Below are 21,372 nucleotides of genomic sequence, written 5' to 3' on the forward strand. Positions count from 1 at the left end.
AGACCCTCGTGCCGAAGTCACGTATCCGCAAGAAGGCCGACTACACGCCGCCGCCCGCGAAGCAGGCGACCGCCCTCAAGCTCAACAGCCGTGCCTGGGTCGCGCCGGTGATGCTGGCCATGTTCCTCATCGGGCTCGCCTGGATCGTCGTGTTCTACGTGACCGACGGATCGCTGCCCCTCGACGCCCTGGGCAACTGGAACATCGTGGTCGGCTTCGGCTTCATCGCCGCCGGCTTCGGTGTCTCCACCCAGTGGAAGTAGCCCGCGGAGCTGCTCTGCCCAGGGATGTCCACCGAGTTATCCACAGCCCTTTTCCACAGTGGGGAAAAAGAATGACCATCTGTGGATAACTCTGCGGATGTTGACGCCGGTGCGATGAACGGCCAGTAACCGAAAATCTGTTCGCCCCCTGTCTGACCTGTGGAAAAGCCGGTCGACGACAGGGGGCGCAGTGGTTTCCGCACCGTGTGCACAAGATCGGGCACACGCTGTGGACAACGCGGGCCCGGGACGCGCTCAGGTGAGCTGGGCCGTCCTCAGGAGCGTGACGACCACGATCGCGGCCAGCACGAGGGTGCAGGTGCCGTACTGCACGAGGGAACGGCGATCGCGCGGGGCGTGGACCATGGCGAACCCGATGACCACGCCCGCCACCAGGCCGCCGATGTGGGCCTGCCAGGCGATGTTGCTCCACCCGAAGGTGAAGATCAGGTTGATCACCAACAGCGCGATGATCGGCCGCATGTCCTGACGCATGCGGCGCATCAGCACAGCGGTGGCACCGAAAAGCCCGAAGACGGCGCCGGAGGCACCGAGCGAACCGCTGCCCGGTGAGGCCAGCAGATAGGTCAGGGCGCTGCCCGCCAGTCCGGAGAGCAGATAGAGGGCCAGGTAGCGGACACGCCCCAAGGCCTCTTCCAACGGGCCGCCGAGCCACCACAGGCTCAGCATGTTGAAGGCGATGTGCCAGATGGCCTCGTGCGTGAACATCGAGGTGAGGAGCCGGTACCACTCCCCCTCGGAAACCCCCTGGGTGGCGCCGAACGGCGCTGGAGGCCACTGGCCGACGAGTACCAGGTCGCCCAGCAACGACGACCGCACCTGGACGGCGAGGAAGACCGCCAGGTTGATCCCGATCAGGATCTTCGTGAGCAGCCGCGGGTCGGCCGCGACGGTCCCGCCCGCCAGGGTGCGGGGCCGGTTCGCGTCCGGCGCGTGTCCCGTACCGGAGCCGTTGCGCACGCACTCCGGGCACTGGAAGCCGACGGAGGCGCTCACCATGCACTCGGGGCAGATCGGGCGCTCACAGCGGGTGCAGCGCACGCCGGTCTCGCGGCCCGCGTGCCGGTAGCAGACCGGCAGACCGCTCTGCGCGCCGTCCGGCGTGCTGCCTGGCGCCTGATCCATGGGCTCCCCCGATGTCGTCGTGAACAAGGCTGTGCCCCGACCGTCCATACGGACGAGCGGGGCAAATGGTTCCCACGCGGCGCCGGCGCCGACCGGCCCGGGGTCGCACGGCGCCGGACCGTGCCGTGCGGCGCCGGGCGCTCAAGCGTGGATCGGGGCTACCGCTTCTCGACGACGACCGACTCGATGACGACGTCCTTCAGCGGGCGGTCGGTGCGCGGGTTGGTCTGGATGCCCGCGATCGCGTCGACGACCTTCTGGCTCGCCGGGTCGGTGACCTCGCCGAAGATGCTGTGCTTGCGGGTCAGCCAGGCCGTCGGGGAGACGGTGATGAAGAACTGCGAGCCGTTGGTGCCCGGGCCGGCGTTGGCCATCGCCAGCAGATACGGCCGGTCGAAGCGCAGGTCCGGGTGGAACTCGTCCTCGAACTGGTAGCCGGGCCCACCGGTGCCGTTGCCCAGCGGGTCACCGCCCTGGATCATGAATCCGCTGATCACCCGGTGGAAGACCGTGCCGTCGTAGAGCCTGGCCGAGGACTTCTCGCCGGTGGCGGGGTGGGTCCACTCCCGGCCCCCGGTGGCGAGGTCGACGAAGTTCTTGACCGTCTTGGGCGCATGGTCCGGGAACAGCCGGACCACGATGTCGCCGTGGTTGGTCTTCAGGGTGGCGTGGAGCTGCTCGGCCACGGTCTGCCTTCCGTCGTCTTCGTGTGACCCGCCGATCCTCGCACGCCCGCGGCGGTCCGTCGCCCGGTGCCGCCCCGTGCGCGGGAACCGTCCACTTCCCGCACGGAAAAGCGCCGGACCCGCCCGGGTCGGGGGCAAGGCGGGCCGATCCGTGGCATTGTCGACGACATGTCCCCGTTGCCCCGTATTCGTCCGCTCGTGGATCTGACCAGGACAACTCGGGCGTCCGGCACCCGTATGCCCGTCCGCGCATGCCTCGAAGGCCCTCGGCAGGCATGATCCGTAAAAGGGTGGAAAGTCGAAATACCGTACGCCACCGAGGAGGAGGAACCCGTGACCCGCATCGACAGCGTGCGCGCCGCGACCGGTTCGGCGAAGGACAGCGTGCTGCACGCCGCGGAAGTGGTGGCGCCCTACGCCGACACGGCCAAGGAGAGGGCCGCGCTCTACGCGCACGAGGCCCGCGTACGGCTCGCGCCCAAGGTGTCGCAGGCCGCCGAACAGGCCCGCGTCCAGTACGACGCCCTAGTGGCGCCCCGCTTGGAGCAGGCGTTGGCGCATGTCCCGCCGAAGGTCGACCAGGCCGCCCATGAAGCGGCCTGCCGGACGCGCCTGGCCGCACGGCAGGCCGCCGACTACTCCCGGCCGAAGATCGAACAGGCGGTGGCCGCGGCCGGTCCCGTGAAGAGCGAGGCCGCCGCCCGCAGCGCCGCCGCGCTGGCCGCCCTGCGCGGTCAGGTGACTCCGAAGGACATCGAGAAGCTGGTGCGCAAGCATCGCCGCCGGGCCAAGGCGGGCAAGCTCGCCAGGGCACTGGCGGTGGCCGGTGTCGTGGCCGGAGGCGCCTTCGCCGTCTGGAAGTGGTGGGACAAGCAGGCCAACCCCGACTGGCTGGTCGAGCCCCCCGCCGCCACCGAGGTACCCGCCGCGGGCGGCCTGACGTCGGTCGACGGCAGCACCGACGCCTCGGCCCTCGACCCCGAGGTGCAGGCGAAGGAGGACGACGAGACATCGAACCGCGAGGACCGCGGCTGAGATCCGACTCCTCGGCGCCCGCCCCGTCCCCCTCGCGTTTCACGTGAAACGCCCCTCCGGCTCAGCCCGTTGAGGCCGGAGGGGGTCAGGTGGACATCCGCACGCGAAGAGCCCCTCCGACCGGTGGTCACCGGTCGGAGGGGCTCTTCGCGACGTGGGTGCCTCCCTGCTGGGACCGAATCCTTTCGGACAGCCGTTCCCCGCCACGCCCTCGGCACCTATCATCGCGGCGCGGCCCCCGGCGACACGTCGGCCCCGAGAGGAGCGGCCATGTCGGTGAGCGAAGCGCACCCGGGAGGATCCGGCGGCGCGGGTGGCGCCACGGCGGCACCGTGGGCGGAGTTCGGGCAGCAGTTGAAGCACCTCCGCCGGCGGAGGGGACTGACCCAGCGACAGCTCGGCCGGCGGGTCGGCTACCACCACAGTCTGATCAGCAGGTGGGAGAGCGGTACCCGCGAGCCCGCCCCCGGTGCGGTGGACGACCTGGAACGGATCCTCGAGGCGGACGGCGTGCTGTCACCCCTCGTCGCGCCGCCCGCGCCGCACCCGGAACGGGTACGGCAGGAACGCCTGGGCGTCGGCTTCTTCCCGCCCCTGCCGGGCGGCGCGTGGCAGGGGCCGGTCCCGGCGCCCCTGGGAGGCATCTGGCCGGACCTGCTGCCTCCGGGCGCGTGCCCGCTGCACGGGGAGGACAGCTGCGAGGTGCCGGCCTTCGGAGACCTGCCGGTGCTGCTGGGCCTGATGCGAGCGGCGTGCGGGGACGCCGCGCCGGACGCGGCGGAGCCCGGACTGGTCCACGCCCTGGTCGCTCTGCTGGGCGGGTGCGAACGGGTCGCCGTGCACACGACGTCGACCACGCTGCTCGGCATGGCCGAGCACGTGCTGGCCGGCCTCGCCGCCTGGGCCGGGGCGGTCGACGCGGCGGGACGGTCTCCCGCGGTCCAGCTCCGGCTCGCCGCTCGCTTCGCCCAGCTCGCCGGCCGGCTGCGGATGCACCGGGGGCAGGGCGCACTCGCGATGGCGTGGGTCGGTCACGGGCTGCGCTGGGCGGGGGCGGGCGGCGACCTCGGGGTGCGGACGACGCTGATGACCGATCTGTGCACGCTGGCCAGGCTCGACGGCGACGGCGCCTCCTCACTGTCGTACGCGCAGGCCATAGGCGCGCTCGACGGACGGCGCGGCTGGATCACGACGTTGTCGCACATGTACCAGGTCCGCGGTCATGCGGCGCTCGGTGACGGGGCGGAGAGCAGACGGCAGGTGGATCTGAGCCGCAGGGGTCTGGACCGGCTGGACGGGCGGGACCTCGAGGAAGCGCCCTGGCTGGCGGCCGGGCAGGGGCAGTTGCGGATGGAGGCCACGGTGGCCGGCGGGCTGCGGGACCTGGCAGCGGTCACGGGCGACCGGGCGACCGCCCGCAGCGCGGCCCGCTCCGCCGAACGGGCACTGGGGCAGATGCCGGACGGAATGCTGCCGACACGGCTGCTGCTGACCGTGCGACTCGCGGACTGCCGTGTCTGTGCGGGCGACCTGGACGCCGCACTGGAGCCGGCGGGGGCGGTGGTGGAGCAGGCGGCGTCGGCCGGGAGGCGGACGATCTCGCAGGAGCTGGAGGGGCTGCGGTCCCGGCTCTCCGCGACCTGGGGCGGGTTGCGCGAGGTGCGTGAGTTCGAGGAGCGGCTGAGGGCCGCCGCGGAAGTCCCACAGGTCTGAGCCGAGGCGCCGCCGGCCTGGAGCGTCGCGGCCTGAGCATCACGGGCCAGGAACATCGGGGCCTGAGCATCGCGAGCCAGGAACATCGAGGCCTGAAGCATCGCGGACCTGAAGCATCACGGACCTGAAGCATCGCGGACCTGAGTATCGCGGTCCTGGAAAACCGATGCCCGGAACGCCGCCGACCTGAGCATCGCGGGCCTGAGTCCGAGGCGTCGCGCGACCGGCCGTGTTCGTGGTCCGGAGCCCGTCCGGCAGGGCGGACCACGGCTGCCGGAGAACCGCCCCTCGGGGGTGTGCGGTTATCGGTCGCTGTTTGCCGCTCTTTGACAAGGGGCCGTCCGGCGGCCGAACTCCGTTGACCGCGCGGACGGGTGGTGTGAGTGTTCTGCCGCCCAGGCATGAACATGACCACCCACCGCTCCTCCCGAGGGCACGCTCCATGCCCTCCCCCTCTGCGTTCGGTGCCACCAAGTGGTGTTCACGGCCTGGGTGTTTCTCGGCGTCCGCCGCCGGAACCAGCACGCCTCCCCACCACACCCTCTGCAAGGAGCACCGGTGAACCGAAGACTTGCCGTGGCCGGCCTCTCCCTGGCCATGGCCCTGGGAACGGTGGCCCTGCCCACCGCGTCCGCCGCTCACGCGGCACCCCCCTCCCGGGCCGCCGCGAAACCGAAACCCACACCCGTCGACCGTGCGACAGCCGCCGCGGACAAGGCCACCGCCAGCGGGTTCGACGCCCTGGCCAAGGGGCCCGACGAACGCTACGACCGCCGCATGGTGACGCCCTGGCTCAAGGGGCTGTACTCGGTGGCGTACGAGCGGACCTACCGCGGCCTGCCCGTCGTCGGCGGCGACGCCGTCGTCCTCGCGGACGGCGAGGGCAGGGTCCGCGCCGCGCACAGCGCCTCCGACGTCAGGATCTCGGCCGGCACCCGGGCCGAGGTCGGCGCGGCCGCCGCGGCGCGGACCAGCCGGGCGAAGCTGGCGAAGGCCGACCGGACCGAGTCGCAGCGCCTCGTGATCAAGATCCAGGACGACACGGCGCGACTCGCCTGGGAGACCGTCGTCACCGGCTCCGCGGCCTCCGCCGACACCCACGAGAGCCGGCTCCACGTCTTCGTCGACGCCCGCACCGGCAAGGTCCTCGACGCGTACGACGACGTGCGCGAGGGCAACGGCACCAGCGAGTGGAACGGCCCCAGCCCGCTGTCGATCACCACCGGCCAGTCGGGCGGCGGCTACCAGCTCAGCGACCCCACCCGGCCCGGACTGAGCTGCTCCGACTACAGCACCGGCGCGGTGTTCAGCGGCCCGGACGACAACTGGGGCACCGGCAGCGCGAGCAGCAAGGAGACCGGCTGCGTCGACGCCCTGTACGGCGCGCAGAAGCAGTGGGACATGCTCGGTGCCTGGCTCGGCCGCAACGGCCACGACGGCAACGGCGGCAGCTGGCCGACCAGGGTCGGCCTGAACGACGTCAACGCCACCTGGAACGGAACCAGGGTCACCATCGGCCACAACCAGGCGAACAAGTGGATCGCCTCCATGGACGTCGTCGCCCACGAATACGGACACGGCATCGACCAGTACACACCGGGCGGCGCCAACAACGAGAACGGCCTCGGCGAGGCCACCGGCGACATCTTCGGCGCGCTGACCGAGGCCTACGCCAACCAGCCCGCGCCCTACGACACACCGGGCGACTACGAGGTCGGCGAGATGATCGACCTCGTCGGCAGCGGCCCGATCCGCTACATGTACGACCCGTCCAAGATCGGCGACCCCAACTGCTACTCGTCGTCGATCCCGACCACCGAGGTGCACGCCGCCGCCGGCCCGCTGAACCACTGGTTCTACCTGCTGGCCGAGGGCAGCAACCCCGGAGGCGGCAAGCCGGCCAGCCCCACCTGCAACAACACCACGCTCACCGGCGTCGGCGTCCAGAACGCCGGAAAGATCTTCTACGGCGGCATGCTGCTGAAGACCAGCGGCATGACCCACAAGCGGTACCGCACCGCGACCCTCACCGCGGCCAGGAACCTCGACGCGACCTGCGGCCTGTTCAACAGGACCAAGGCCGCCTGGGACGCGGTCAGCGTGCCCGCGCAGTCGGCCGACCCCACGTGCACCGGCACGCCGGTCTCCGACTACTCCCTGGCCGTCGGCCCCGCCTCGGCCACCGTGCAGCCGGGCGGCTCGGCCACGACGACCGTCTCCACGACCGTGACCAGCGGAAGCGGCCAGTCCGTCGCCCTGTCGGCGACCGGAGCGCCGGCCGGCGTCTCCGTCTCCTTCAGCCCCTCGTCGGTGACCTCGGGCGGCAGCGCCACCATGACGGTGTCCACCGCCTCCTCCACGGCACCGGGGACGTACACCCTCACCGTCCAGGGTGACGGCACCCAGGCCGACCACACCGCGCAGTACACCCTGACCGTCGGCGGGAGCACCCCCGGCACCGGGGCCCCCGACATCGACGTCGCCAAGGTCAAGGCGCACCTGACGGAGTTCCAGGCGATCGCGGACCGCAACGGCGGCACCCGCAGGGCCACCGGCGCCGGTTACACCCAGTCGCTCGCCTACGTGAAGGGCAAGCTCCAGGCGGCCGGCTACACCGTCACCGAGCAGGCCTGCACCTCCGGCTGCACGAGCGGCGCGGGCGCGAACCTGATCGCGGAATGGCCCAAGGGCGACGCGACCAAGGTCTACCTGTTCGGCGCCCACCTGGACAGCGTCTCCGCGGGCCCCGGCATCAACGACAACGGCTCCGGATCCGCGGCCCTGCTGGAGACCGCGCTGACGCTCGCGCAGCAGAACCCCACCATGCTCAACCGGGTCAGGTTCGGCTGGTGGACGGACGAGGAGCAGGGTCTCAACGGATCCGACTTCTACGCCAGGACCCTGACCGCCACCCAGAGGTCGCAGATCAAGGCGTACTACAACTTCGACATGATCGCCTCCACCAACGGCGGCTACTTCATCAACCACATCACCTCGGCCGCCGCCGCGCCGATGAAGGCGTACTGGGACTCCCTGAACCTGGCCCCCGAGGAGAACACCGAGGGCGCCGGCCGCAGTGACGACTACTCCTTCGAGCAGTACGGCATCGCGACCTCCGGCTACGCGATGGGCGCGAGCGCCACCAAGACCTCGGCGCAGGCCACCAAGTGGGGCGGCACGGCGGGACGTTCGTACGACCCGTGCTACCACTCGTCCTGCGACACCACCGCCAACGTCAACGACACCGGCCTCGACCGCGCGTCCGACGGCATCGCCTACACCCTGTGGAAGCAGGCGGTCGGCACCGGAACCCCCGTCGACGACTTCTCCCTCTCGGCCGCCCCCTCCTCGGGCACGGTGGACCCGGGCGCCTCCGCCACGGCCACCGTCGCCACCGGCACCACCGGCGGCTCGGCGCAGACGGTCCGGCTGTCCGCGGCGAACGCCCCCGCGGGCGTCACCGTGAGCTTCGCACCGTCGTCCGTCACCTCCGGCGGCAGCTCGACCATGACCGTCGCCACGACGGCGTCCACCGCACCCGGCGTGTACACGCTCACCATCACCGGCACCGGGTCATCGGCCACCCACACGACGACGTACACGCTGACCGTCAACGGTTCCGGCTCCTGCGACACCGGCCAGAAGATCGTCAACGGCGGGTTCGAGAACGGCACGTCGCCGTGGACGGGCGACACCGGCACCATCGGCGCCCAGAGCGGCCAGTCGGCGCGCACCGGCACCCGGTTCGCGTGGCTCGGCGGCTACGGCAGCAGCAGGACCGAGACGATCAACCAGTCGGTGACCGTCCCGAAGGGCTGCACCAAGGCCACGCTCACCTACCACCTGCACATCGACACCGACGAAGCCGGCTCCACGGCCTACGACGTGTTCCGCGTGCAGGTGAACGGCACCACGCTCGCCACCAGGTCCAACGCCGACGCCGCGAGCGGCTACCTCCAGCAGTCCGTCGACCTGAGCTCCTACGCCGGGCAGCAGGTCATGGTGACCTTCACGGCCTCCGAGGACTCGTCCCTGCAGACCAGCTTCGTCGTCGACGACGTGACGCTCCAGGGAAGCTGACCGCCCGGTCCGAGCGCGGGGCCCGATCCGGGGCGGACGACCGCCGTCGATCCGGGCCCGTGCGCGACACCGGCTCCCAGGACCTGCCCGAGGTCCTGGGAGCCGCCGCCGTGCCGGGAAGGGGCGCCGCCCGGCCGGCCGTGGTGCGCGCACAGACCCGCGGCGTACCCGCGAAAATGCCCTCCGTCCCGTGTTTCCACGGGGCGGAGGGCATGTCACGAGTGGAGCCTAGGGGAGTCGAACCCCTGACATCTGCCATGCAAAGACAGCGCTCTACCAACTGAGCTAAGGCCCCTCATGGGGAAGCGTCCGGCCGGAGGAGACGATCCCGGCGGGCGCCGACGACAAGAGTACCGGGTCACCCCCCGTATCTCGCAAAAAGATGGGGGTCCCCGGGGATGACCACTCTCCGTAAGATGCTCGGCGTGGTTCGCGACAGCGAACCGCGGTTTCTTGGGGAAGCGATGGGGAGACGCACATGGACGCCGCACAGCAGGAAGCCACCGCGAGAGCGCGGGAACTGCAGCGGAACTGGTACGGGGAGCCGCTGGGGGCGCTCTTCCGCAAGCTCATAGACGACCTCGGCCTCAACCAGGCTCGTCTCGCGGGGGTGCTGGGGCTGTCGGCGCCGATGCTGTCCCAGCTGATGAGCGGGCAGCGGGCGAAGATCGGCAACCCGGCGGTCGTACAGCGGGTGCAGCTGTTGCAGGAACTGGCCGCCCAGGTCGCGGACGGCAGCGTCAGCGCCGCCGAGGCGACCGAGCGCATGGACGAGATCAAGCGGTCGCAAGGGGGATCGGTGCTCAGCAACACCACGCAGACGACGAGCGGTTCGGGGGCGCCCACCGTCAAGCGGGTCGTCCGCGAGATCCAGTCGCTGCTGCGCTCGGTGGCCGCCGCCGGCGACATCATCGACGCGGCCGACACCCTCGCCCCGACCCACCCGGAACTGGCGGAGTTCCTCAGGGTCTACGGTGCCGGCCGCACCTCGGACGCCGTGGCGCACTACCAGTCCCACCAGAGCTGAGCACCGGGCCCGGTGACCGAAGGGGGTTCGGCGACCGGGCCGACGGCACAGCGGGGGACCGCGAGGGGCGCGGGAACGGCGTTCTTCGCCGGGGGAGGACGCGAGCCGGATCGTGACGGGCCACGGGGGTCGTACCGCTCGTCACCGGGGTAGCGAGGGGACAGCAGGGGAATCCCGACGGGGGAGGAGCGACGCACCACCATGGGTGAGGTCTTCGCCGCACGGTACGAACTCGCCGACCCGATCGGCCGCGGAGGGGTCGGCGCCGTCTGGCGCGCCTGGGACCATCGCCGCCGCCGTTACGTCGCCGCCAAGGTGCTCCAGCAGAGCGACGCCCACGCGCTGCTCCGCTTCGTCCGCGAGCAGGCGCTGCGCATCGACCATCCCCACGTCCTCGCCCCCGCCAGCTGGGCCGCGGACGACGACAAGGTCCTGTTCACCATGGACCTGGTCACCGGCGGTTCCCTGGTCCACCTCGTGGGCGACTACGGTCCGCTGCCTGCGCCCTTCGTCTGCACCCTCCTCGACCAGCTGCTGTCCGGGCTCTCCGCCGTCCACGCCGAGGGCGTCGTCCACCGTGACATCAAGCCCGCCAACATCCTGCTGGAGGCCACCGGGACGGCCCGCCCACGGCTGCGGCTGTCCGACTTCGGCATCGCGATGCGGCTGGGCGAGCCACGCCTGACCGAGACCAACCTCGTGGTGGGCACACCCGGTTACCTCGCCCCCGAGCAGATGATGGGCGCCGACCCCGACTTCCCCGCCGACCTCTTCGCCGTCGGCCTCGTCGCCCTGTACCTCCTCGAAGGCGCCAAGCCGGACGCCAAGGCCCTCCTCCAGTACTTCGCGGAGCACGGAACCCCGGGCGCGCCCAAGGGAGTCCCCGATCCGTTGTGGCAGGTCGTGGCCACGCTGCTGCAACCGGACCCCGAGGCCCGCTTCCGCACCGCGACGGGGGCGCGCAAGGCACTGGCCGCGGCCGCCGAACTGCTTCCCGAGCCCGGTCCGGACGACGAGCAGATCGAGATCTTCGACCAGCTCGGACCACTGCCGGAGGGCTTCGGGCCCCAGGGCCCCTCGAAACCGGCGCCGGGAGTCGCGGGAACCTCCTCGTCCCCCGGGCGGACGCCCGCACGGCGGGACGCCATGGGGTCCGCTCCCGGCGGACCGGGCCCGGATCCCCTGCCGGCGTGGCCGGGCACGGGTTCCGTCCCGTCCGGGACTCCGGCCCCACCCGCCGCACCGCTCCCCGGTCCCCCCGCCGCACCGCCGCCGATGCCGCCGCGGTGGCCGCCCGTGCCGCAGGCCGGACCGGGGCCGGCCGCGGGCGCCGTACCGCACGGGAGAGGCGCCGACGACGCCGTACCACCCCCGTCCGGCCCGTCCGGCCCGCCCGATTCGTCTGGTCTGCCCGGCGGACCGGGAGGGGGAGGCTTCCCGGCAGCGGACGCTCCCCCGCACGTCCTCGACGCCGGCGATCCACGTCAACGGCGTGACGCCTCCTCCACCGGCCCCGTCCACTCCCCGTCGGACACCGGCAGCTTCCCCCTGCCGCCGCCCCCATCCCCACCCCCGCACCCGGGCACGGGCACGGGCACGGGCTCCGGGCACGCCCCCCTGCGCGGCGCCCCGAGCGAGTCCACCTTCGTGCTGCCTCCGCGGCCCCCGTCCGCCCGGCGCGCCGACACCTCCACCGCTTCCTACACCGCTCAGGACCCACGGGTTCCGCCCCCCGCAGGCCCTGCTCCGGGACCGCGGGAGCCCGTCCGCCGCCGTGGTCACCGCCGCGTGAAGGCGACCCGGCGCCCCGGGCCGCCCGCCAGGGTCGCGCTGCCCCTCCTGCTGCTGGCCCTGGCCTGCTACGCCGTCGGGTTCTGGGCGCTGGCCCGGATCTGAGCGGAGGCGCGGCGCCTCGCCGTCACCGTCCACACCCCGAGCACCAGCAGCAGCGCGCTGCCCGTACCGATGCCGCCCACGGCGACCGCCGTCATCGCGCCGCCGGCCCCGGCACCGGCACCGCCTCGGCCGTCGGCCGAGGCGCCCTGCCCGCTCCGCGCGCCGGTCTCGAAGAGACCGCCCGGCACCGACCGGCCCTCGTAGCCCGGTCCGGCCTGTGCGGTCCCGCCGATCCGGACGCGCAGCTCCACGCCGTAGGGCCCCTCACCGAAGCGTTCGGCGACGTGTCCCGAGAGGTACACGGCGAGGTAGTGGAAACCCGCGAACCGCAGGCTCCGTGCCGGGTCCGTGGGGGCGTACCGGTTGACGTGGCGGACCGGCGGCAGCGGGGGCAGGGAAGCCGACTTCCGGGTGCCCCCGTAGCCGATGCTCGCGCCGGCGACCTCGGCGCGCACCGGGTTGTAGGCCGTCAGGTCGAGGGCGGGCACCACGAATCCGGAGCCCGTGCCCGCGCTCCCCAGGTCGACGGCGGCGTACAGCTGCTGCCCCCAGTCGACCGGCACCTTGTAGTAGAGGGTCTGTCCGGGGACGATCTCGTCCCGCCAGACACCCTGCCCCACGGCGGTCGCGCCGGAGAAGCCGCCGCCGCCCGGGCGGTCGACGGGGTCCGCGGCGAGGGGCGCGGGCGTGGCGGAGTCCCACACCTCGGGCACGCTCGTCGCACCGGCGCCGCCGGCCGACGGCGGCTCGGACACGGGCGCCAGTTCCAGCTCCCAGGGCTGCCCGGCCCCGGTGCCGGTCTCGGTGCGCTCGACCACGAGGAAGTAGGTGCCGGCCTCCTGACACAAACCCTTGCCCGCCAGGATCTCGCGCGCCCCCCAGGCGGTGACCGGGTGCGGGTCCCGGGACGCGCCCACGGTCACGGTGTCGAAGGAGCAGCTGCTGCCGTCGGCGTTCCGCACGGAGACCTTGACGCCGTCACCGCTGGCGAGCGCGGCGCCTGCGCGCGGGACGGCCGTGACGGAGACGTACGCGTTCGAGGCGTCGTCGAGCTCCAGCCGGTAGTAGGCCTTCCCGCTCCCCCCGAGGGCACTGCGGTACGTGGTGCCCGGCTCCAGGCGTACGGCGTCGGCGGTGCCGTCGGCGGCGGTGACGCCCCGGGCGTCCCGGTCGAAGGCGTAGGCGGGTACGTCCGCCGCACCCGCGGCCCGGGCCACGGTCCCCGGCAGTCCTGCCGAGGCCACGCAGAACGCCACCGCCACGGCCACGCCCCGCCCGACGGCCGACCGCACCACGGTCTCGCGCAGTGCGCTCGTCCACCCCGTACGCCGGCCCATCACACGCCCCCTCGACCTCGCCGGCAGCGGTCCTGTCCGGACCCGGCCCGGGGCCATCCTGCCCTGCCGGCCCGGCCCCCGCCCCCGCATCCCGCACGATCGTCCGAAACGGCTGCCCGCCGTCCCTAACCGGGACCGGCCTCCCCCGCAACACAAAACCCCGACCGCGCGGAGCGGTCGGGGCCTGATCAGTACTCGGTGTCGGTACTCACGAACCCGTGGGCACGGAGTCAGTCGCCTCCGTCCACAGATCCTGCTCGGCGCGATCCGCCTGGATCTGGCGGTACACGAGGAGCCCGCCGATGGCGGCCAGTGCGACCAGGAGAAGCTTCTTCACCGCGCGACCTCGTCTTTCCTTGACGTAGGGGACCTCTGGCGCCCGACTATACACACCGGCCGATATCGATCGGTGACCTGCGTCGGCCCTCCAACTCCCGCCCTCGACAGCCCTGTAGGCGGGGCCGGGGCGGAGGATCACGGCCCCGGGCCGGAGGGTGATCACCCCCGCACGGACGGTCACTTCGCCCGCCTTCGACGGGTTATCGACCCTCTTGCGCCCATCCGAGTGGTGTTCATCGGAACAACGCCACGCCACGAGCGTCGGTCCACCACTTCGGACCCCGCATACACATCATGAGGAAAGTACGCAAATCGCCCGACCCGAAAGTGAGGGGCCATGACCGACAACCGGGTCATGAAGCTGTGGACCGCCATCATCACCGCCTTCCTCGCGCTGTGCACGGCGCTCGGACTCGTCACCACCACCGCCACGACGGCGGTAGCGCAGAGCGAGCCGACGCGCAACAGCGGCGAAAGCAACAACACCGTACCCGCGAACGTGTCGACGACATCCCCCTGGGCAGCCTGGCCACGGGCACGGTCCCTGCCCCCCACGATGAAGCAGCGCATCCACGCCGAGGCCCACGGAAAGTCCCCCAACTGCCGGCAGCGCCCGCTCCCCGAGACCGAACCGGACGACCTCACGACGCTGACGGAACCGGACCACCTCACGCCCCCGTGCGACACCGGTACCGGCCTCGCCGCCGAGCACGCCGCACCCCTCCAGCGCTGACACCCCGGCACCACGTGCCGCACCCCACCACGCTCACGACGTAACGGCGAACTTGCGTACAGCCGCACGATGCAGGCCCGGCAGCTCCCCAGGAGCAACCGGGCCTTCGCCATGCCCACCCCGGCATGCCCCCACCCCCGGCACCCCACCCCCGGCACCCGGCACCCGGCACCCGGCACCCGGCACCGAACGCCGAGCCTCGACGATCAGTCACCCGGCCTCGTCCCCGCACCCGCAGCCGGCCCGCCCTGCCCTCGCCCGACACCCCGGCGCCTCAGCCCCGCACTTCACCGGCGCCCCGCCGCCTCAGCCCCGCACAGACACGTCGAAGGCCCCCGACCTGGCTGGTCGGGGGCCTTCGCACCGTTGGGGCCGACAGGATCTAGCCGACCTCGTACCGGCCGACCTCCAGGAAGTGGCGCAGCGCTTCCGGGGTGTTGTCGTCGAGGGCGGCGCCGGCCGCTGCGTGCAGGGCGTCGCTGATGCCGGGGTCGGCCAGAAGCCGGAAAACGGCGACCCGGTCGTCCTCGGCCTGGGCCAGGCGGTAGCCCGTCTCCAGCCAGGCGCGCATCTCCTCCACGGTGCCGCTGTCGAGGAGCGCGTTCGCCTCCCGGATCACGCGCCTGCCGCTGTCGGGGTCGGCGAGGGTGCGCGCTATCGCCACTCGCAGGTCGTCCGCACTCATCCCGTCGTAGGGCGAGCCGGCCGTCGCGACGGCGACCGCGGGGGCGACGGGGGCGGCCACGGACGGTGTGGCGAGTAACAGCGCCGGGGCAAGCGCGCCTGCGGCCACAGCGAGGATCACGCGAGTCGATCTCATGGGGTCAACCACCTTCGTCGTCTTCAAGGGGTGTGCGGTGCCGGGATCCTCCCAGGAGGGAATGGGCCGGCGCAGTGCCTTGACCAGGCAGCCTTCGCCGATCCCGCTTGCCGGTGGCTCGCATCACTGCGGCTGACCCGCCGTCCGAAGGACTGCCGTGTCCCGCCGCGTGTTCGCGGCACGAGCAGCCCGCTCCACCGCGACCCACCGCTCTCCCGAGCTCCCGTCCCGTCTGCCGTCGCCCCACGCACACCGGGGAGCGGACGTGGTCCCTGACGTCCAGGTGGAGCGTGCCCCTGTACGAACGCCCTGGACGCCGGGCTCCGCGACTGCTCGGCTCCGCCCGGGCCGATGGCAGACGGGACGGGATTCTCCCCCGCACACCGCGCTCGGACGGCGCCCTCGACGTCTCGGAGCCTGAGCGCCCCCGCCGGAGGCCTGCCTTTGCCCCGTAGCCGCTCTCCGCGGTGATCACCCCGGGGCGGCATGCTCACCGAGCTTCTGGAAGATCCACTGATCGGCTGATGTCAGCCGTGAATGTCGAAGACCCCCAGCCGGTACCGGCTGGGGGTCCTCTCGCTGGTGGGGCTAACAGGATTTGAACCTGTGGCCTCATCCTTATCAGGGATGCGCTCTAACCAACTGAGCTATAGCCCCGCCGCGCTTTGCGGTGTGTGTCCCGCGCGCTGACTCCTGAAGATTAGCGCACGACGCGGGCAGTCCCAAAATCGGTTGTCGCCGAAGGGGCCGCGGAGGTTTGGGGCGGCCGCCGCGGCCACGTCACTCGTCTTCGGCGAGCGTCAGCTCGACGCCGCCCACGAAGCCCGCGGACAGGTTGTAGATGAACGCGCCGAGGGTCGCGAGAGCCGTCGCGAGGACGACGTCGATGACCGCGATGATCGACGTGAACAGCAGCACGTTGGGCAGGGAGAGGAAGGACTGGAGGTCGAAGCCGTTCGACTCGTTGGAGCCGGTCGCCTCGGAGATCGTGCCGCCGACCGTCGAGAAGACGCCCATCGCGTCCATGACCATCCACAGCACGGCGGCCGCGATGATCGTGCAGATGCCCAGCGCGATCGAGAGCAGGAAGCTGACCTTCATCACCGACCACGGGTCGGCCTTCGCCACGCGCAGCCGGGCCTTGCGCACGCGGGGCGTGGTCCGGGCGCCGGTGCGCGGCCGGCGGACCGCGCCAGCCGGGGCCGGGGTCGCATAGGCCTGCGGCGGGTGGTAGGGCCCGGTGGTCTGCTGTCCCCGGCGTTCGCCGGGCAGCGGGGAGGCCTGCTGGGCCTCACCGGCCTGGCCCGCTCCAGCCGCGTGCTGCTGGGTCTGCGGGCCTCGGGTGTCCGTCACAGTTCCCCCCTGGGATCCATGCGTGTCGGGCGAGTGCGGGTCCTTCGCGGGCGACTTGATCGCCTGGAGGTTGGTCGTGTGCGGATCCGTCACCTGCGCGTCGGCCGCGCGCGCGTCCTTGTTCACCGCGGCGGAGCCACGGCCGCCGTCCGTTCCCGTACCGGCACCTCTGCCGGCCGACGTTCCGACCGAACCGGCGCCCGTGGCTCCGCTCACGATGACTCACTCCTCGTGCTACTCGGTCGAGGGCGCCTCACCCTCGTCCGTGCCGCTGGTCGCGGCGTCCTCGGCGGTGTCGTCCACGGCGATGTCGCCGTCGACCTCCTCCGCCTCGCGCCCCGCCTCGGCGTTACGTGCGATGCCGACCACGGCATCGCGCTTGCCCAGGTTGATCAGTTGGACGCCCATGGTGTCACGGCCCGTCTCCCTGACCTCGTTGACTCGCGTACGAATCACACCGCCGGACAGCGAGATGGCGAGGATCTCATCGGTCTCCTCGACGATCAGCGCGCCCACGAGGGAACCGCGGTCCTCGACGATCTTGGCAGCCTTGATGCCGAGGCCGCCGCGACCCTGGACGCGGTACTCGTCGACGTTGGTGCGCTTCGCGTACCCACCGTCTGTGGCAGTGAACACGAACGTACCGGGTCGAACAACATTCATCGAGAGCAGCTCGTCGCTCGCACGGAAACTCATGCCCTTGACGCCCGAGGTGGCGCGGCCCATCGGGCGCAGAGTGTCGTCCGAGGCGGTGAACCTGATCGACTGGGCCTTCTTGCTGATCAACAGCAGATCATCGTCGGCCGAGACGAGTTCGGCTCCGATCAGTTCGTCGTCGGATCCGTCCTCCCGCTCCCGCAGGTTGATCGCGATGACACCGCCGGAACGCGGCGAATCGTAATCCTTCAGAGGCGTCTTCTTGACCAGCCCGCCCTTGGTGGCCAGGACCAGGTACGGCGCCGCCTCGTAGTCGCGGATCGCCAGGATCTCGGCGATCGCCTCGTCCGGCTGGAAGGCCAGCAGGTTCGCCACGTGCTGTCCACGCGCGTCACGCCCGGCGTCGGGCAGCTCGTAGGCCTTCGCCCGGTAGACGCGGCCCTTGTTGGTGAAGAACAGCAGCCAGTGGTGCGTGGTGGAGACGAAGAAGTGGTCGACGATGTCGTCTTCCTTGAGCTTCGCGCCCCGTACGCCCTTGCCGCCGCGCTTCTGCGCCCGGTAGTCGTCGGTCTTGGTCCGCTTGACGTAACCACCGCGCGTGACGGTGACGACGATGTCCTCCTCGGCGATGAGGTCCTCGATGGACATGTCACCGTCGTAGGGGATCAGCTGGGTCTTGCGGTCGTCGCCGTACTTCTCGACGATCGCGGCCAGCTCGGCGCTGACGATGCCGCGCTGGCGGACCGGCGAGGAGAGGATCTCGTTGTACTCCGTGATCTTCGCCTGGAGCTCGTCGTGCTCCTGGACGATCTTCTGGCGCTCCAGGGCGGCCAGGCGGCGCAGCTGCATCTCGAGGATGGCGTTCGCCTGGATGTCGTCGATCTCCAGGAGGTCCCTCAGGCCCGTGCGCGCGATGTCGACGGTGTCGCTGCGCCGGATCAGCGCGATGACCTCGTCGATGGCGTCCAGGGCCTTCAGCAGGCCGCGCAGGATGTGCGCCCGCTCCTCCGCCTTGCGCAGCCGGAACTTCGTACGGCGGACGACGACCTCGATCTGGTGCGTCACCCAGTGGCGGATGAACGCGTCCAGGGAGAGGGTGCGCGGGACACCGTCGACCAGGGCCAGCATGTTGGCGCCGAAGTTGGTCTGCAGGTCCGTGTGCTTGTAGAGGTTGTTCAGGACGACCTTGGCGACCGCGTCCCGCTTGAGGACGATCACCAGGCGCTGGCCGGTGCGCGAGGACGTCTCGTCACGGACGTCCGCGATGCCGCCGATCTTGCCGTCCTTCACCAGGTCGGCGATCTTCTGCGCGAGGTTGTCCGGGTTCACCTGGTAGGGCAGCTCCGTGACCACCAGGCACTGGCGGTTCTGGATCTCCTCGACCTCGACGACCGCGCGCATGGTGATGGAGCCGCGGCCCGTGCGGTACGCCTCCTCGATGCCCTTGCGGCCCACCACGAGGGCGCCGGTCGGGAAGTCGGGACCCTTGATGCGCTCGATCAGCGCGTCCAGGAGCTCCTCGTGCGAGGCCTCCGGGTTCTCCAGGTACCACTGGGCGCCGGCCGCGACCTCGCGCAGGTTGTGCGCGGGGATGTTGGTCGCCATGCCGACCGCGATACCGGCCGAACCGTTGATCAGCAGGTTCGGGAAGCGGGCCGGCAGGACGGTCGGCTCCTGGGAGCGGCCGTCGTAGTTGTCCGTGAAGTCGACGGTCTCCTCGTCGATGTCCCGGACCATCTCCATCGACAGCGGCGCCATCTTGCACTCGGTGTAGCGCATGGCCGCCGCCGGGTCGTTGCCCGGCGAGCCGAAGTTGCCGTTGGAGTCCACGAGCGGCATGCGCATCGACCACGGCTGCGCGAGGCGGACCAGCGCGTCGTAGATCGAGGAGTCGCCGTGCGGGTGGTAGTTGCCCATGACGTCGCCGACGACGCGGGCGCACTTGTAGAAGCCGCGCTCGGGGCGGTAGCCGCCGTCGTACATGGCGTACAGCACGCGGCGGTGGACGGGCTTGAGGCCGTCCCGCACGTCCGGCAGCGCACGCGAGACGATGACGGACATCGCGTAGTCGAGGTAGGAGCGCTGCATCTCCGTCTCGAGCCCGACGGGCTCGACGCGCATGGCGATGTCGCCGCCCTCTTCAGGGGTGACGGGAGTGTTCTCGTCGGTCATTGCTGGTGTTGATCCTTCCTGGTCCGGTCAGCTGAGACCGACTCAGATGTCGAGGAAGCGGACGTCCTTGGCGTTGCGCTGGATGAAGGCGCGGCGCGCCTCGACGTCCTCGCCCATGAGGACCGAGAACAGGTCGTCGGCCTGGGCGGCGTCGTCGAGGGTGACCTGACCGAGGACGCGGTGCTCCTGGTCCATCGTCGTGACGCGCAGTTCCTCGGCGTTCATCTCGCCGAGGCCCTTGAAGCGCTGGATGGAGTCCTCGCGCACCCGCTTGCCGCGCTGGCGGCCCATCTCGATCAGCGCGTCCCGCTCACGGTCGGAGTACGCGTACTCCACGTCGTCCCGGCCCCACTTGATCTTGTAGAGCGGGGGACGGGAGAGGTACACGTGCCCGGCCTCGACCAGCGGCCGCATGAAGCGGAACAGGAAGGTCAGGAGCAGGGTGCTGATGTGCTGGCCGTCGACGTCGGCGTCCGCCATCAGGATGATCTTGTGATAGCGCAGCTTCTCGATGTCGAAGTCCTCGTGCACACCCGTGCCGAAGGCGGAGATCAGCGCCTGGATCTCCTGGTTCTGCAGGATCTTGTCGATCCTGGCCTTCTCGACGTTGAGGATCTTGCCGCGGATCGGGAGGATCGCCTGGTACTGCGGGTTGCGGCCGGACTTGGCCGAACCGCCGGCGGAGTCACCCTCGACGATGAAGATCTCGCACTTGGTGGGGTCGTTCGACTGGCAGTCGGAGAGCTTGCCCGGCAGCGACGCCGACTCCAGCAGGCCCTTGCGGCGGGTGAGGTCACGGGCCTTGCGGGCCGCCACGCGCGCGGTGGCCGCCTGGATGCCCTTGCGGATGATGTCCGCCGCCTCGACCGGGTTGCGGTCCAGCCAGTCGTTGAGGTGCTCGTAGACCGCCTTCTGGACGAAGGTCTTCGCCTCCGTGTTGCCCAGCTTGGTCTTGGTCTGGCCCTCGAACTGGGGCTCGCTGAGCTTCACCGAGATGATCGCGGTCAGACCCTCGCGGATGTCGTCGCCCGTGAGGTTGTCGTCCTTCTCGCGCAGCAGCTTCTTGTCGCGCGCGTACTTGTTGATCAGCGAGGTCAGCGCCGCACGGAAGCCCTCCTCGTGCGTACCGCCCTCGTGGGTGTGGATGATGTTGGCGAAGGAGTACACGCCCTCGCTGTAACCGCTGTTCCACTGCAACGCGACCTCGAGGGACAGGTTCTTGTCCCTGTCCTCCGCCTCGAGGTCGATGATGGTGGGGTGGACAGCCTCGCCCTTGCGGGAGTTGAGGTACTTCACGAAGTCGACGATGCCGCCCTCGTAGTGGTACGTGACGGACTTGACCTCTTCCTTGACGTCGGCACCCGCCTCGTCCGCACCGGTCACGGCCTTCGCCGACTCGCGCTCGTCAGTGAGTTTGATCGTCAAACCCTTGTTGAGGAACGCCATCTCCTGAAAGCGCCGCGACAGCGTCTCGAAGGAGTACTCGGTGGTCTCGAAGATGTCGCCGTCGGCCCAGAAGGTGACCGAGGTGCCGGTCTCCTCCGTGGCCTCGTGCCGGGCGAGCGGGGCCGTCGGGACGCCCATCTTGTAGTCCTGCGTCCAGCGGTGGCCGTCGGTCCGCACCTCGACGGAGACCTTGGACGACAGGGCGTTCACGACGGAGACACCGACACCGTGCAGACCGCCGGAGACCGCGTAGCCGCCGCCGCCGAACTTGCCGCCCGCGTGCAGCACGGTCAGCACGACCTCGACGGCGGGCTTCCCCTCGGAGGGGACGATCCCCACCGGGATGCCGCGGCCGTTGTCGACGACGCGTACGCCGCCGTCGGCCAGGATCGTCACGTCGATGGTGTCCGCGTGCCCGGCCAGCGCCTCGTCGACGGAGTTGTCGACGACCTCCTGCACCAGGTGGTGCAGACCGCGCTCACCGGTCGAGCCGATGTACATACCGGGTCGCTTGCGGACCGCGTCCAGGCCCTCGAGGACGGTGATGGCGCTGGCGTCATAGGAGGCCGTGACCTCGCTGGTCGAGGTCTCGGCCTCGCTGGTGACGCCGGCGTCGGTGGACGGGATGTTCTCGTTGGGGTTGCCGGAATCGGCCACGAAGCGCCCTTT

Annotated in this window: 15 protein-coding genes and 2 tRNA genes; 7 read left to right on the forward strand and 10 right to left on the reverse strand. The window is 71.1% G+C overall.

The genetic code is table 11. The annotated features are described in order from the left end of the window. Positions 1-8: 8 nt before the first annotated feature. A complete protein-coding gene (gene crgA, locus ACF09K_RS10135; protein WP_392242153.1) occupies positions 9-263 on the forward strand; it encodes a cell division protein CrgA in 255 nt (84 codons plus the stop codon). Between the two features lie 255 nt (positions 264-518). On the opposite strand, the gene ACF09K_RS10140 is transcribed toward crgA, so the two are convergent. Both ACF09K_RS10140 and ACF09K_RS10145 read right to left on the reverse strand, forming a co-directional pair. Then, positions 519-1,409 (reverse strand): rhomboid family intramembrane serine protease, encoded by an 891-nt coding sequence (locus tag ACF09K_RS10140; RefSeq protein WP_392242155.1) that lies wholly within the window; start codon positions 1,407-1,409, stop codon positions 519-521. Positions 1,410-1,567: 158 nt separating this feature from the next. Continuing rightward, positions 1,568-2,095 carry a peptidylprolyl isomerase gene (locus ACF09K_RS10145; protein ID WP_392242157.1) on the reverse strand — a complete coding sequence of 176 codons (528 nt, stop codon included), beginning with the start codon at positions 2,093-2,095 and terminating at the stop codon, positions 1,568-1,570. Between the two features lie 333 nt (positions 2,096-2,428). On the opposite strand from ACF09K_RS10145, the gene ACF09K_RS10150 reads away from it, so the two are divergent. From ACF09K_RS10150 to ACF09K_RS10160, 3 genes are all read left to right on the forward strand, one after another. Beyond that, positions 2,429-3,130 (forward strand): DUF5324 family protein, encoded by a 702-nt coding sequence (locus ACF09K_RS10150; protein WP_392242158.1) that lies wholly within the window; start codon positions 2,429-2,431, stop codon positions 3,128-3,130. Between the two features lie 270 nt (positions 3,131-3,400). Continuing rightward, on the forward strand, positions 3,401-4,843 hold the full coding sequence (locus ACF09K_RS10155; RefSeq protein WP_392242159.1) for a helix-turn-helix domain-containing protein: 1,443 nt from the start codon (positions 3,401-3,403) through the stop codon (positions 4,841-4,843). Between the two features lie 597 nt (positions 4,844-5,440). After that, a complete protein-coding gene (locus ACF09K_RS10160; RefSeq protein ID WP_392242442.1) occupies positions 5,441-8,923 on the forward strand; it encodes a M28 family peptidase in 3,483 nt (1,160 codons plus the stop codon). A 222-nt stretch (positions 8,924-9,145) separates the two neighbouring features. Here the strand turns inward: ACF09K_RS10160 and ACF09K_RS10165 are convergent. Further along, positions 9,146-9,218, reverse strand: a tRNA-Ala gene (locus ACF09K_RS10165). Between the two features lie 183 nt (positions 9,219-9,401). On the opposite strand from ACF09K_RS10165, the gene ACF09K_RS10170 reads away from it, so the two are divergent. Beyond that, positions 9,402-9,950 (forward strand): helix-turn-helix domain-containing protein, encoded by a 549-nt coding sequence (locus tag ACF09K_RS10170; protein ID WP_392242161.1) that lies wholly within the window; start codon positions 9,402-9,404, stop codon positions 9,948-9,950. Between the two features lie 201 nt (positions 9,951-10,151). Then, positions 10,152-11,846: a serine/threonine-protein kinase gene (locus ACF09K_RS10175; RefSeq protein WP_392242163.1), complete on the forward strand. Its 1,695-nt coding sequence runs from the start codon at positions 10,152-10,154 to the stop codon at positions 11,844-11,846. Here the strand turns inward: ACF09K_RS10175 and ACF09K_RS10180 are convergent. Continuing rightward, positions 11,810-13,183, reverse strand: coding sequence for a hypothetical protein (locus ACF09K_RS10180; RefSeq protein WP_392242165.1), 1,374 nt, complete (start codon positions 13,181-13,183; stop codon positions 11,810-11,812). The two genes, ACF09K_RS10175 and ACF09K_RS10180, sit on opposite strands and share 37 nt — an antisense overlap. 208 nt (positions 13,184-13,391) lie before the next feature. After that, positions 13,392-13,520 (reverse strand): DLW-39 family protein, encoded by a 129-nt coding sequence (locus tag ACF09K_RS10185; RefSeq protein ID WP_003999697.1) that lies wholly within the window; start codon positions 13,518-13,520, stop codon positions 13,392-13,394. 339 nt (positions 13,521-13,859) lie between these two features. Between ACF09K_RS10185 and ACF09K_RS10190 the strand changes: the two genes are divergently transcribed. After that, complete coding sequence (locus ACF09K_RS10190; protein WP_392242166.1) at positions 13,860-14,255, forward strand: DUF6344 domain-containing protein; 396 nt, start codon at positions 13,860-13,862, stop codon at positions 14,253-14,255. A 382-nt stretch (positions 14,256-14,637) separates the two neighbouring features. Here the strand turns inward: ACF09K_RS10190 and ACF09K_RS10195 are convergent, their stop codons facing one another. The 5 genes from ACF09K_RS10195 to gyrB form a co-directional block, all read right to left on the reverse strand. Continuing rightward, on the reverse strand, positions 14,638-15,075 hold the full coding sequence (locus ACF09K_RS10195; protein WP_392242167.1) for an ALF repeat-containing protein: 438 nt from the start codon (positions 15,073-15,075) through the stop codon (positions 14,638-14,640). A gap of 580 nt (positions 15,076-15,655) precedes the next feature. Beyond that, positions 15,656-15,732: transfer RNA gene (locus ACF09K_RS10200), tRNA-Ile, on the reverse strand. A gap of 123 nt (positions 15,733-15,855) precedes the next feature. Then, the gene (locus tag ACF09K_RS10205) at positions 15,856-16,644 is read right to left on the reverse strand and encodes a DUF3566 domain-containing protein (protein WP_392242168.1); all 789 of its coding nucleotides are present in this window, start codon (positions 16,642-16,644) and stop codon (positions 15,856-15,858) included. An 18-nt stretch (positions 16,645-16,662) separates the two neighbouring features. Further along, positions 16,663-19,257: a DNA gyrase subunit A gene (gene gyrA / locus ACF09K_RS10210; RefSeq protein ID WP_392242169.1), complete on the reverse strand. Its 2,595-nt coding sequence runs from the start codon at positions 19,255-19,257 to the stop codon at positions 16,663-16,665. A 42-nt stretch (positions 19,258-19,299) separates the two neighbouring features. Then, entirely contained in the window at positions 19,300-21,360 is a 2,061-nt protein-coding gene (gene gyrB / locus ACF09K_RS10215) for a DNA topoisomerase (ATP-hydrolyzing) subunit B (RefSeq protein WP_392242170.1), read from the reverse strand. Between the last annotated feature and the right edge of the window lie 12 nt (positions 21,361-21,372).

The sequence above is a fragment of the Streptomyces sp. NPDC014882 genome (assembly GCF_043081325.1).
Taxonomy (GTDB): Bacteria; Actinomycetota; Actinomycetes; order Streptomycetales; family Streptomycetaceae; genus Streptomyces.

Excerpts from the sequence above, each read along its gene's own strand:
- ACF09K_RS10140 (WP_392242155.1), bottom strand. The coding sequence starts at position 1,409 with ATGGATCAGGCGCCAGGCAGCACGCCGGACGGCGCGCAGAGCGGTCTG.
- ACF09K_RS10155 (WP_392242159.1), top strand. The coding sequence starts at position 3,401 with ATGTCGGTGAGCGAAGCGCACCCGGGAGGATCCGGCGGCGCGGGTGGC.
- ACF09K_RS10160 (WP_392242442.1), top strand. The coding sequence starts at position 5,441 with ATGGCCCTGGGAACGGTGGCCCTGCCCACCGCGTCCGCCGCTCACGCG.
- ACF09K_RS10170 (WP_392242161.1), top strand. The coding sequence starts at position 9,402 with ATGGACGCCGCACAGCAGGAAGCCACCGCGAGAGCGCGGGAACTGCAG.
- ACF09K_RS10175 (WP_392242163.1), top strand. The coding sequence starts at position 10,152 with ATGGGTGAGGTCTTCGCCGCACGGTACGAACTCGCCGACCCGATCGGC.
- ACF09K_RS10180 (WP_392242165.1), bottom strand. The coding sequence starts at position 13,183 with ATGGGCCGGCGTACGGGGTGGACGAGCGCACTGCGCGAGACCGTGGTG.
- ACF09K_RS10190 (WP_392242166.1), top strand. The coding sequence starts at position 13,860 with ATGACCGACAACCGGGTCATGAAGCTGTGGACCGCCATCATCACCGCC.
- ACF09K_RS10195 (WP_392242167.1), bottom strand. The coding sequence starts at position 15,075 with ATGAGATCGACTCGCGTGATCCTCGCTGTGGCCGCAGGCGCGCTTGCC.
- gyrA (WP_392242169.1), bottom strand. The coding sequence starts at position 19,257 with ATGACCGACGAGAACACTCCCGTCACCCCTGAAGAGGGCGGCGACATC.